The following is a 12,550-nucleotide window of genomic DNA, read 5'->3' as shown; positions in this document are numbered from 1 at the left end:
CCGGCCGCCTCTCGTCAGGGTCTAGAATTTGGCTGAGACCCGGACGTATCCGAAGCGTCCGCGCGCGTCGTAAGTGTAGATGTCGTAGTTGATCGGCGCGTTCGCGTAGGAAGCCGGCGGAGCCTTGTCGAAGATGTTGCTCACGCCGATGCTGATCGACGCGTCACGCTTGTCGAACTGATATCCGCCTTCGAGATCGTTGTAGAAGATCTCCTTGGTCTTGGCGTCCTTGACGGCGTTGGCGACATCGGTCGTCGAGCCGATGTAGCGGCCGCGCCAGAGGGCGTTCCACTGTCCGCTGGTCCAGCTGAACGAGGCCTGTCCCTTCCAGTGCGGGTAGGTCGCGCGAGGTTGATCGCCCTTGCCGGCGCGCTCGTCGACGATGGCCGCGCCGCCCGCCGGGTTCGGGCTCGTGGTCTTGAAGCTCTCCAGATACGAGGTGTCGAGCACCGCGGCGAAGCGGCCCAGGTCGTTGCTGAACTCGTAGCGCAGAGTGCTGTCGACGCCCGACGTCTTGATCTCGGCCAGGTTCTGCACGCCCTGCAGCAGGTTGGTGATGGCGCCGGTCGAGGCGTCGCGCGTGACCAGATCGCAGAACACGCCGCCGCGTTGGGCGCACAGGCTGAGGATCTGGGTCGCCGACTGGCTGGCGATCGCGTCGTGGACGGTGATTTGATACCAGTCGACGGTCAGGCTCAGGCCCGGAACGAAGCGCGGTTTGATCGCAACGCCGGCGCTGTAGGTGTCGGCGGTCTCGGCCTTAAGCTTGGTGTTGCCTGAGATGGTCCCGGCGATCAGGCCGTTCAGATTGTAGTTGGCCTGGTTGTAGCCGGTCGGCACGCCGACGCAGCCGGGCAGGTTCGGATTGGCCGACGCGCCGCCGTTGCACGGATCCGTGCCCTGGAAGCTGGTCTGGCGACCACCTTGATAGAGCTCCAGGATCGACGGCGCCCGGAAGCCTTGCGCATAGGTGCCGCGCACCAGGATGTCCTGGATCGGGCGCCAACCGAGACCGGCCTTCAGGGTGCTGTCGCCGCCAACCGTGTCATAGTCCGAGTAGCGGGCGGCCAGGCTGATATCCAGCGACTTGGCCAGCGGAACGTCCTTCAGCAGCGGGATGGCGGCTTCGGCGTAGACTTCATCGAGCTTGTACTGGCCCTTGGTCGGGCTGCGCGTCTGGGCCGTGGTGGTGGTGTTGCTGGCGAAGGCCGAGCCGGCGGCCGGCGTCGGGATGTTGGTCGGCAGCGCGTTGACGAACGGATCCGGGCTGTCGGAAGCCTTGTTCTGGCGATGCTCATAGCCTGCGGCGATCGATAGCGGACCGGCCGGCAGCTGGAACAACTCGCCGGTGATGTTCGCCGACAGATCGTAGATCTCCGTCTGGTTGGACTCGCGCGCGGTATAGCGGATGTAGGCGGCCTGCTCGGCGCTCATTCCCGAGAACAGGTTGATCGGCACGCACCCGGCCGTCGTGGCGCAGTTGGCGCCCAGGCCGAGCGCCAGCTTGTCGTAGTTGACGCCGTTACGCGCTTCGCTGTCGATCTTGTTCTTGGAGTAGAGCGCGTAGACGTCCCACTTCCAGTCGCGACCCAAAAGGTTCAGCTCGCCGTCGAAGCCGCCAGCGACGCGATAGGTCTTCACGTCCTGGACGTTGTCGCGGTTGCCGACCTCGGTCATGACCTTGCGGATGCGCCAGGCCGAATTGGCGGCGAAGCCCACCGCGTTGGCCGTCGGGACGCCGTTGGCCGTGCCGAACGGGTTGTAGGCTTGGTTGGCGCCGATGGCGAAGCCGCGGATCGTGCCGGACGAGCCGCCGATGTCGAGCAGGACCGGCGAGAACAGCTGGTCGGACTTGCGCTCGTTGAACAGAACCTCGCCCTTGAAGCGGACCTTGTCGGTGACATCCGTGGTCCAGCGGGCATAGACGCCATAGCGTTCGCTGGGTCCGGTCGAGTAGATGCCCTGGGCCTGGGTGTTGTAGTAGTCGCCGGGCAGGGCGGCGGTGTGGAAGGCGTTGTCGGCCAGGCTGCCCGAGCCGATCGTCGCGCCGGCGTTGAAGGCGACCGGCGCGCTCGACGAGGCGAAGCCCGAAGCGGTTCCGAAATAGGCGTTGTTCGACAGGCCCGGCAGGATGAAGAGGCCGTTCGGGCTGGTGCCCGGCGCGGTGACCGGGACCAGGGTGGCGCGGGTCAGATCGCGCGAAGTGGTCAGGATCGACTTGTCCTTGACGTAGCTGAGCGAGACCAGCAGCGCGCTTTTCTCGAAGCGCTTACCGAAGTTCGCCACGCCGGAATAGGTCTGGCCGTCGCCGTGCGTCGTGCCGCCCACCTTCGCCTGGACCTTCAGGCCGTCGAAGTCGCGGGCCGTCTTGATATTGACCACGCCGGCGATGGCGTCGGCGCCGTAGATCGCCGAGGCGCCGTCCTTCAGCACTTCCAGGCCTTCGATCATGCCCAGCGGCATGGTGTTGAGATCGACGAAGTCGCGGAAGCCGCGCTGGCCAACGCCGTCAACCCAGCGGTGGCCATCGACCAGCACGAGGACGCGATTGCCGCTGCCTTCCGCGCCGCCGAGGTAGCGAAGGTTGATCGAGCTGGCGCCGTAGGAGGTGCCTTGCGTGCCGTTGCTGCTGAGGCTGACGCCCGCCGACGGCAGCTTCTGCAGCAGCTCGCCAACAGAGCCCGCGCCCGATTGCTTGATGTCCTGCTCGGTCAGGGTGGTGACGACGCCGACCGAGTCCGCGTCCTTGCGCTGGATCCGCGAGCCGACGACGATGATCTCCTCGACCACGTCCGTGGACGGGGTGGCGGCTGGGGTGGCGACCTGAGCCATGGCTGGCGCGGTGATCATGCCGGCCATCAGGGCGGCGTAAGCGGCTCCGGCGCGCAGGGCGCGCGGGTTCAATACGGTCATTCTAGCCCCTCAATTGTTGTTCATTCGCCGCGCCGACCGCGCGGTTCCCCTCAGTGCGCAAAGCCTAGGTGGCGCTGCTTTCAGCGCGCAATGGCATTGGGGCGGCTGATCGACCTATGCGCGCGGCGCATGAGGTGCGTAACCTTTATGCCTATTAGGCATGGAAAGCGCCTGTTTAGCGGACAGCGTTCGGCGGTCATCCGTCCGCGGCATCAGAGCATGCCGCGCCGTCATGGGATGGTTTCGACCAGGACCTCCACCCTATGATCGACGCAACTCGAGGAGAGGGCATGAACCGTAGGAATTTGTTGGCGGCGGGCGCGGGACTGCTGGCCGCCCCCGTCCTCGCCAAGCCTCGCGCGTTGAGCGTCGCCCTTCTGGGCCAAGCCCTTATCGAGCACGCCGTCGCGGGTGATGCGTGGCCCGGCCGGCCGGCGCTGCGAGCGCGTCTGCGGCGCAACGATGTCTGCTTTACGAACCTCGAAACCGTCATTCGGGGGGCTCGCGCCGGCGCGCCGACACGGGAAAGCCTGACGGTGCACTCTGGCGCGCCCGAGGTGCTGGGCGTGCTGGACGATCTAGGCGTCAATCTGGTCGCCACCGCGAACAATCACGCCTTCGACCTGGGAGGCGGCGGCATTCTCGATACGGCAGAGGCGGTCAGCCGCCAGGGCCTGGCCTATGCGGGATCCGGCCCGAACCTCGCCGCCGCCGCCGCGCCCGGCTATCGCAAGACGCAGGCCGGGCAGGTCGCGCTTGTCGCTTTCGCGACGGGAAAGGTGCGGGAAGGGGGCGCGGCGACCCTGGACCGCCCGGGCGTGAACGAGCTACGACGCGCCTCCTCCGGCGAGCCCCTGGCGGAGGATTTAGCCCGCGTGCTCGGCGCGATCGCCGAGGCTAGGAAGACGTCCCAGGTCGTGATCGCCTATCAGCACAATCACGACTGGGAGCCGGCCATGGAAGACGTCCCAGCATGGCAGCGCGATCTTGCGCGGCGTTGCGTGGGCGCAGGCGCGGCGGCTTTCGTGGGCCACGGCGCGCCGGTGCTCCAGGGCGGAGAGATCTATCGTGGCGCGCCGCTGCTGTACGGGCTTGGCAATTTCATCTTCCAGACCGAGAAGCCGCCGGGCGCCTATCCGCCTTCGGCCTGGACCAGCGTGTTCGCCGAATGCGTCTTCGAAGCGGGGCGCGTGAAGAGCCTGCGCTTCGAGCCGATCGTGCTGAACGAGATCGGGCGGGGTGGCCCCACGGACATGCGGACACGGGGCCTTCCCCGCCTTGCCAACAGCGGGGAGCGGAAGGCCATTCTCGACGGCTTCGCCGCCGCCAGCGCCGAGCTAGGCGCTTCGCTGCGCCTTGGCCCCGGCGGCGTGGCGATCACCACGTAAAGGTGGCGGCCGCCCTGGCCGGCAGCGACGCCTTGAACCGCTTGGCGCCGTCGCCGATCGCGAAGCTGGCCGGCTCGCGGCCAACGTTCAGCACGATCAGCACCCGGCCGCCGTCGCGGTTCTGGAACGCCACTGTGCGCAGGTCGCCCAGCCTGGCTGGCGAGCCGATCCGGACCGCGCCTGGCTTCACGAACCGACTGGCGTGGCCGAAGGCGTAGTATTCCTGAGTGCGGGTCACCGCGCCGGTCTCGCTGTCGATCGTGACCACCGGCCGGCAGTCGCTGCAACCGCCCTTATGCGGCCCGAACTTCTCGTCCAGCGCCAGGTTCCACATCAGGACGCCGCGCGAGCCGCCGCGCGTCGAGCCGATGATCAGGTTCTCCACCATCCAGGAGAAGCTGTCGTCGAACCGGGGCGCCCATTCGCCGCCTGAGCACTCGGTCAGGAAGATCTCCTTGTCCGGATGCGCCGCCGTCACTGGCGTCTGAGCCGAGACGTCGCCGGCGTAACAGTGCCAGGCCACGCCCGCGAGGAAGGCGTTGGCCTTGGGATCGGCCAGCACGGTCATCGGCTGCTGGGGCTTGTCCCAGTTATGGTCCCAGTCGAGGACCTTGGTGGCGATCTTCTCGCGCTGGAATACTGGCGCCAGGTTTTCGCCGAAGAAGCGCGCGCGGCCCTCGGGCTTCCAGCGCATGCCGGGATAACTGTCTGGCTCGAAGTCCGGCTCGTTCTGGATGCTCAGATAGTCGGCGGGCACGCCCAGCTTGGCCGCGCCCTTGATGTAGCGCGCGAAGAAGTCGGCGTAGACGGGATAGGCCTCGGGCTTCAGTTCGCCCTGGATCAGCGAGCCCGTGGTCTTCATCCAGGCCGGCGCGCTCCAGGGCGAGTGCATGACCTTGAGGTCTGGGTTGATCTTCAGCGCCGCGCGGACGGTCGGAAAGACGTACTGCTCCGGCCTCTCTAGGGAGAAGTGCTCCAGCTTAGGATCGGACTCGCCGTTTGGCGTCTCGTCCAGGCTGTAGTGGTCGAGCGAGAAGTCCGAGGCGCCGATCGTGACGCGCGTGAAGCTGAAGCCAAGGCCGCCGTTGGCGCGGCCGAACAACTCATGGAGCAGGGCGTCGCGCTGAGCCGGCGACAGCTTGTTCTGGATCAGCCAGGCCGAGGCGTCGGTGATCGAGGCGCCGAAGCCGACGATCGACTGGTGGCGCTCCTTGGGATCGACAGCGATCAGCGGCAAGCCGTCGACGGCTTTCGCCGAGACGGCGCCCGCCGGCGGCTGGGCGGCCATAAGCTGGGTCTTGTCGCCGGTCGTCACCCAGGCCTGCAGCTTGGGCGCGGCGGCGACCGGAAAGGCCACCGCCAGCGCGGCGAGGGCGGTGCAGAGCGTGCGCATCAGGGCTTCCTCGACCAAGCCTTCAGATTGGCCTTGCCGGCCAGGACCGGCTCGCTGGCGTTGCGGCCGACATAGAGCGGATAGCTGCCCGCTGCGATCGACCAGCCGGGCCTGGCGACGTCATAGTCGGCCAGGACGCGCGGCTCGACCGTCAGGGTGACTCGCTGGGTCTGCCCGGGCGCCAGGTCGACCTTCTGAAAGCCGGCCAGCCGGACCATGGCCTTGCGCTTGCCGGTCGTGACGTAAAGCTGCGGCGTGTCGGCGCCGGCGACCTTGCCGGTGTTGGTCACGTCGAAGCTGACCTTAAGGCCCGCCGCGTCCTCGACCTTGAGGTTCTTGTAGGCGAAGGACGTGTACGAAAGTCCGTAGCCGAACGGATAGAGCGGCGTCAGCTTCTCTTGGGCGTACCAGCGATAGCCGACGGCGGCCCCTTCGACGTACTGCACGGGGAAGCCCTTGATGCCGGGAACGTTCTGGCCGGCGCGGCGGGCGTCGTCGATGGCGGCCTGCTCGGCGAAGCCGGGCGCGCTGGCGCGGGGCGCCTGGTCGGCGCTCTTGGGGAAGGTCATCGCCAGACGGCCTGACGGGTTGACCTCGCCGAACAGCAGACGGGCGATGGCCTGGCCGCCGCGCTGGCCGGGATACCAGGCCTGCAGCACCGCGCCGACGCGATCGAGCCAGGGCATCAGCACCGGTCCGCCGGTCTCCAGCACCACGATCGCGTTCTTGTTGGCGGCGGCGACCGCGTCGATCAGGGCGTCCTGGTTGTCGGGCAAGGCGATCGAAGGGGCATCCTGGGCTTCGGTCTGCCAGTGCCACGCGAAGACGATGGCGACATCGGCGTCCTTGGCCGCGGCCGCGGCGGCGGCCTGGTCCTTGCCGTCGACATAGACCACCTGCGCGCCCGGCGCGGCGGCCTTGATCGCCTCCAGGGGCGAGGAGGCATGCCAGGTGACGCGGACGAACGAGGCGGCCTCGCCGCCGTTCAGCGGGATCTCGACCGGCGCGCCGCCCACCGAGCGGACCTGCGACGAGCCGCCGCCCGACAGTACGCCGACATCGGCGTGGGCGCCGATCAACACGATCTTCTTGGCCGTCTTGGCCAGCGGCAGGAGATTGCGATCGTTCTTCAGCAGAACCGAGCCGCGCTCGGCCACGGCCTGGGCGACCTTGGCGTGGGCGTCGTAGTCGATGGGCTGGGCGCTCGTCGGGGTCGGATTGTCCATCAGGCCCGAGGAGATCACCCCGTGCAGGATGCGGCGGACCATGTCGTCGACGCGCGCCTGGCTGACCTCGCCCTTGGCGACGGCGGCCTTCAGGTCGTCGCCGAAGAAGATCTGGGTGTCCAGCTCCTGGCCGGACTGCTGGTCGAGGCCGGCGAGCGCGGCCTTGACCGTGCTATGCACCGCGCCCCAGTCGGACATCACGAAGCCCGGATAGTTCCAGTCGCGCTTCAGCACCTTGTTCAGCAGGAAGTCGTTCTGGCACGCCCAGTCGCCGTTGACCTTGTTGTAGGCGCACATGACCGAGGCGGGGTTGCTCTTCTCGATCGCGAGCTGGAAGGCCAGGAGATCGCTTTCCCGCAGGTCGGCCTCGTCAATCTGGGCGTCCATCACGTGGCGGCCGGTCTCCTGGGCGTTCAGGGCGAAGTGCTTGATCGTGGAGACGATGTGGTTGGACTGCACGCCCTTGATCGACTCGCCGGCCATCTCGCCGGCCAGCAGCGGGTCCTCGCCGAGATATTCGAAATTGCGGCCTGCCCACGGATCGCGAGTCAGGTTGACGCCGCCGGCCAGCAGCACATTGAAGGTCTTGGCGCGGGCCTCGGCGCCGATCATCGCGCCGCCGGCATAGGCGAGCTTTGGCTCAAAGGTCGAGGCGAGCGAGAGGCCGGAGGGCAGGGCGGTGGCGACGTCGCCCTTGCGCTGCTCGACCTGATTGGCGACGCCCAGGCTGGCGTCGCTCTCGCGCAAGGTCGGGATTTTCAGGCGCGGCACGCCCGGCACGTAGCCGGCCGAGGGGATCATGTCGGCGGGCGCGGGCTTGGTGTTGGGCGGGAAGAGGCCGTGCAGGTATCTGATCTTTTCATCGAGGGTCATCTGCTTGACCAGGGCGTCGGCCCGGGCCCAGGCCGGGTCATTGGCGCGCGGGGCCAGCGGGGCGCTGTCCCTGGTCGGCATGACCTCGGCGACGGCGCCCGCGAACGGCGCGAACGAAAGCAACGCCACGGCGGCGGTAGTCCGGCACAGGATCCGCAAGGCGGAAGAAGGCTGGGCGGTCGTCATGGCGTTACTCCGTGCCATCAGGGGGTGGGAACGAGCGGCGGGGCGGCCTGCAACGCCGCCGGCGGCGGCGCCTCGCAGGCCCGGGCCACGAACTCGGCGTGACTGGGCATGACGGCTAGGCACTTGCCGATCACCGTCTCGATGTTGTGGAGATACTGGGCGATGGCCTCGTCCGACTGGACGCGGACCAGCGGGTCGTAGCCGCGCGGGATCACGCCCTGGCCCAGGTAAACCTGGATCCAGCTCTCCTCGGTGAAGAGCTCGTCGTCCTCGCGGAACACCCGGCCGTTGGCGCGGAACAGGTCCATCTTCCGCTGTAGCGTCGCGGGGACCTCCATGTCGCGGCAGTGGCGCCAGAAGGCGGTGTCGTCGCGCTCGGTGGCCTTGTAGTGCAGGATGATGAAGTCGCGGACGCGCTCGTATTCGAAGTCCGTCTGGCGGTTGAATTCGTCGATCGTCGCCTGGTCGAAGCTCGCGTCCGGCAATAGGCGAACCATGCGGATCACCGAGGACTGGATCAGGTGCAGGCTGGTCGACTCCAGCGGCTCCATGAAACCGGCGGCCAGACCCACGGCCACGCAGTTTTTGTTCCAGATCTTCCTGCGCTTGCCGGTCGTGAACCGGATGCGCAGCGGATCGGCGCGCTGGGCGCCGTCCAGGTTGGAGAGCAGGACGCGTTCGGCTTCATCGTCGTCGATGAACTTGCTGCAGTAGACGTGGCCGTTGCCGGTGCGGTGTTGCAGCGGAATGCGCCACTGCCAGCCGGCGTCGTGCGCCGTCGAGCGCGTATAGGGCGTGAAGTGCTCCGAGCGCTCGGACGGCACGGCGATGGCCCGGTCGCAGGGCAGCCAGTGCGTCCAGTCCTCGTAGCCCGTCTTCAGCGCCTGCTCGATGATCAGGCCCCGGAAACCCGAACAGTCGACGAAGAAGTCGGCCGTGATCGTCTCGCCGTCGTCCAGCGTGACCGACTGCACGAAGCCGTCCTCGGGGCGCAATGTCACGTCGACGATCTTGCCCTCGCGCCGCTTGACGCCGCGCGCCTGGGCGTAGGTCGACAGATGCTTGGCGTAGAGGCCGGCGTCGAAGTGGAAGGCGTGCGCGATGTGGCCGATCGGCGACTCGCTCATGTCGGCCCGAGCGCGCATGAACTTGTCGCTCAGCGCCATGGCGTTGTTGATCGCCAGGTGATCGAAGGGAGGGGCCTTTCCCAGCTCGCGCATGCGCAGCCAGTACTGGTGGGCGCGCAGCCAGCCGAGGTCCTGGCCGATGACGCCGAAACCGTGCAGGTAGCTCTCGCCCTTGCGCCACCAGTTCCGGAACTGGATGCCCAGCTTGAACGAGCCCTGCGTCTTGCGCAGGAAATCGTCCTCGTCGAGGCCCAGCAGCTCGTTGAATTTCTTGATGGCGGGGATGGTCGCTTCGCCGACGCCGATCGTGCCGATCTGCTCGGACTCGATCAGGACGATCTCGTAGAGGCCCTGGAACAGGCGTGAGCACAGCGCCGCCGTCATCCACCCGGCCGATCCGCCGCCGGCGATCAGTATCTTCTTGAGCGGTTGCAACCACTCGCCTCCCGTTTTGGTCAAAGGTCGGGGCCGCTGGCTGTGCGGCCCCGCCTCCGATGGTTCTAGCTGGCGAGCCCAACCGCTAAGGGGGCTGCGGCGGGGCTCGTCATCTTGCTTAGAACCGATAGTTGACGCCGAACAGGATCTGGCGGCCGTACTTTTCGTAGGTCTCCGGCAGCGAAGCGCCGTTGCTGGTCTTGGTCCCGCCGTCGTCGAGGCCAAGGCGTGTGCGATAGGGCGAGTTGGTCAGGTTGTTGACCTGCACCAAGACGCCGAGGTTCTCGAGCGGGCCGTCCTGGAAGGTGTAGCCGATCTGGGCGTCCACCTGCTTGTCGGCCAGGATCTCGGTGAAGCCGCGCGTTGCGAACAGCTGCACGACCTCGCCCTTGAAGGCCGAGCGGTAGCGCTGGCTGATGCGCGCCTGGAAGCCGCCGCGCTCGTAGTAGCCGGTGACGTTGTAGACCGTGCCCGAGAGGCCGGGGATACGGACCTTTTGCTTGGGATCGGTGCTCGTGGTCGGGTTCAGGTTCGACTTGGTCAGGGACAGGCTGCCCTGGACGCCGAAGCCCTTCATCACCTCGGCGAACTGGCCGAAGTCCAGCGCGCCGCTGAACTCCAGGCCCTTCACCGTGCCGCCGTTGCCGTTGGCGGGCAGGGTGATCTGACCGATGTTGTTGATCGTCGTGCCCGACGGGATGTTCGCCCCCGGCGGCAGCGGGATGCCGGTGAAGTCGAACGTGCCGGACTGCTGATAGATGTAGGTGTCGAGCTTCTTGTAGAAGCCGGCCACCGACAGATAGGTCGCGGGGCTGACGTACCACTCGTAGGCCAGGTCGGCGGCCTTCGCCATCCAGGGCTTCAGGTGCGGGTTGCCGCCCGAGGCCGACCATGGATTGACCGTCGTGCCGGGACCGCAGGGCTGGCTGGAGCAGACCAGGCTGTTGAAGCCCGGCGTCACGTTCGCCCGCATGTCGTCCATCCGCGGACGGGCCATGGTCTTGGACAGGGCGAAGCGGATGCGATGACCGCCGCCCAGGTCGTAGATCAGGTTCATGCTGGGCAGGACGTCGGTGTAGTCGTCCTTGGCGTTGATCCGGGTCGGGACGATCGGCTGGCCCGAGGCGAGGCCGTTGATCACGACGCCGCTCGACTCCTGCTTCTGCTTGACCACCTGCACGCCGACATTGCCGCGCAGGTCGCCGGCCTGGAAGTTGGCCTTGGCGAAGAAGGTCGCGACCTCTTCGGTGATGTCCCAGTTCTTGTCGTAATAGTTCGCGTCGAGGATCGGCGCGGCGTTGTAGTACTTCTTCCAGACGTCGCCGATCTTGACCGCCAGCACGTCGCCGAAGCCGGCGAAGCCCAGATTGGTCGGCGAGGCGAGGTCCGCGGCGTCGACATAGACCTGCTGACGGCCGTTCTTCAGGAACAGATCGTTGTCCGAGACCGTCTTGCCCTTGTCGCGCTTGGTGTAGTTCACGCCGCCCGAAACCTGGGTGATGAACCCGTCCATATCATGTTCGAGGCGCACATCGACGGCGGTCACGTCTTCCTTGACGTGCGGATAGCGGATGGCGCCGTCGTGGCCCCAGCCGCCCCAGGGCGCGCGGTCGCCCAGCGTCACCTTGCTGGCGTCGGCGTAGTTCAGGCCCTCGTCGTATTGCGAGAAGCCGTCGTCGGCGACCTTGAAGCCGATGGTGTCATAGGTGCGGCCCACGTCCGGCGTACCCGGGGTGACTCCGCCGACGCCGCGGCCGTAACCCGCGTACGTCTCCATGATCTGTTCCTTCCGCTTGTTCGACGAGTAGGACAGATCGGCGACCAGCCGGGTCTTGTCGCTGAACTTGTACTCATTGTTCAAGCCGGCCGAGAACAGCTGGTCCATGCGGGTGTTGTAGTCGTTGCGCAGCTGCAGAACGCCATGGCTCAGCGTGCCGCCGGACGCGAACTTCGAGCCGCCCAGCGTCTCGGTGGTCACGCCCGAATAGGTGACGCCGTCGGCATAGGGGTTCGAGAACCACTGAGCGCCGCGCGTCCGCTCCTTCTGCTTGAAGGACGAGTAGTAGAGGTCCAGCGTCGAGTGCATCCGCTCGTTCGGCTGGTACTCGAAGATGCCGATCACCGCGTCGCGCTTGTTGTTGCGCGAGGTGGCGAAGATCTCTTGGCCGTTCAGCATCAAGGCGCCGTCGGCGCTGTCGGGCGAGGTGGATTCGGCCGGGAAGGCTTCGTAGCCGTAGGCCTTGTAGTGCTTCACCTGAGACGGCGAATCCAGATGGGCGTAGCCCAGCGCGACGCCGATCGTGTCGTCGGCGAACTGGTTGATGTAGCTGACGCTGAAGCGACCGCCCGTGTTGTGGGAGTCGTCGTTCAGCTTCTTGCCCGAGGTCTTCTCGCCCCGGAGGTTCACGGCCAGGACGCGCTTGCCGAATTCCAACGGACGGACGGTGCGCAGGTCGGCGGTGCCCGACAGGCCCATGCCCGAGACCTGGGCGTCGGGCGTCTTGTAGATCACCACGCTGGACAACAGCTCGGACGGATACTGGTCGAACTCGACGGCGCGGTTGTCGCCGGAGCTGGCCTGCTGGCGGCCATTCAGCAGCGTGGTCGTGAAGTCCGGCGCCAGGCCCCGGATCGAGATCACCTGGGCGCGGCCGTTGACCCGCTGGGCCGCGAGGCCGGGCAGACGAGCGATCGACTCGGCGATCGAGACGTCGGGCAGCTTGCCGATGTCCTCGGCCGAGACGGCTTCGACGATCGAGGTCTCGTTCTTCTTGATGTTGATCGAGTTCTGGATGCCGGCGCGGATGCCGGTGACCACGATCGCCTCGACCGTGTCGTCCTCGGCCTTCGGCGCGGGCGCGGTCTGCGCGAATCCAGGCCCGGCTAGGGCCAGGGTGATGGCTGCGACCGAAGCCGTGGCGTAAAATTTCTGGGTGGACGGACGCGCGCCGCTCGTCGTGCGGTTTCGCATGAATTCTCCCCTCTGAACTCGCCCGCGGAAAGGCGATC

General features: G+C 67.0%; 6 protein-coding genes. 1 reads left to right on the top strand and 5 read right to left on the bottom strand.

Annotated features, from left to right (window positions below; genetic code table 11):
- Positions 1-21: 21 nt before the first annotated feature.
- Entirely contained in the window at positions 22-2,913 is a 2,892-nt protein-coding gene (locus tag CSW60_RS01585) for a TonB-dependent receptor (RefSeq protein ID WP_099535567.1), read from the bottom strand.
- Between the two features lie 290 nt (positions 2,914-3,203).
- Between CSW60_RS01585 and CSW60_RS01580 the strand changes: the two genes are divergently transcribed.
- Positions 3,204-4,301, top strand: a complete 1,098-nt coding sequence (locus tag CSW60_RS01580) for a CapA family protein (protein WP_099535565.1) — start codon at positions 3,204-3,206, stop codon at positions 4,299-4,301.
- Here CSW60_RS01580 and CSW60_RS01575 read toward each other — a convergent pair.
- From CSW60_RS01575 to CSW60_RS01560, 4 genes are all read right to left on the bottom strand, one after another.
- Positions 4,291-5,694, bottom strand: a complete 1,404-nt coding sequence (locus CSW60_RS01575) for a glycoside hydrolase family 30 beta sandwich domain-containing protein (RefSeq protein ID WP_099537517.1) — start codon at positions 5,692-5,694, stop codon at positions 4,291-4,293. The genes CSW60_RS01580 and CSW60_RS01575 overlap by 11 nt on opposite strands.
- Positions 5,694-7,979 (bottom strand): beta-glucosidase, encoded by a 2,286-nt coding sequence (locus CSW60_RS01570; RefSeq protein ID WP_099535563.1) that lies wholly within the window; start codon positions 7,977-7,979, stop codon positions 5,694-5,696. Before CSW60_RS01570 ends, CSW60_RS01575 begins: the two co-directional genes overlap by 1 nt.
- A gap of 17 nt (positions 7,980-7,996) precedes the next feature.
- Positions 7,997-9,541: a tryptophan halogenase family protein gene (locus tag CSW60_RS01565; protein ID WP_099535561.1), complete on the bottom strand. Its 1,545-nt coding sequence runs from the start codon at positions 9,539-9,541 to the stop codon at positions 7,997-7,999.
- 118 nt (positions 9,542-9,659) lie between these two features.
- Positions 9,660-12,512, bottom strand: a complete 2,853-nt coding sequence (locus CSW60_RS01560; RefSeq protein ID WP_099535559.1) for a TonB-dependent receptor — start codon at positions 12,510-12,512, stop codon at positions 9,660-9,662.
- Between the last annotated feature and the right edge of the window lie 38 nt (positions 12,513-12,550).

Origin of the sequence: Caulobacter sp. X, assembly GCF_002742635.1 — a bacterium.
In the GTDB taxonomy this organism is placed as follows: domain Bacteria; phylum Pseudomonadota; class Alphaproteobacteria; order Caulobacterales; family Caulobacteraceae; genus Caulobacter.
Note: the sequence above shows the minus strand (reverse complement) of the source record. Positions and strands in the feature narration are given on the sequence as shown.

Bases quoted from the DNA above. Each gene is read 5' to 3' on its own strand.
- CSW60_RS01570 (WP_099535563.1), bottom strand. From the start codon at position 7,979: ATGACGACCGCCCAGCCTTCTTCCGCCTTGCGGATCCTGTGCCGGACT.
- CSW60_RS01580 (WP_099535565.1), top strand. From the start codon at position 3,204: ATGAACCGTAGGAATTTGTTGGCGGCGGGCGCGGGACTGCTGGCCGCC.
- CSW60_RS01575 (WP_099537517.1), bottom strand. From the start codon at position 5,694: ATGCGCACGCTCTGCACCGCCCTCGCCGCGCTGGCGGTGGCCTTTCCG.
- CSW60_RS01585 (WP_099535567.1), bottom strand. From the start codon at position 2,913: ATGACCGTATTGAACCCGCGCGCCCTGCGCGCCGGAGCCGCTTACGCC.
- CSW60_RS01560 (WP_099535559.1), bottom strand. From the start codon at position 12,512: ATGCGAAACCGCACGACGAGCGGCGCGCGTCCGTCCACCCAGAAATTT.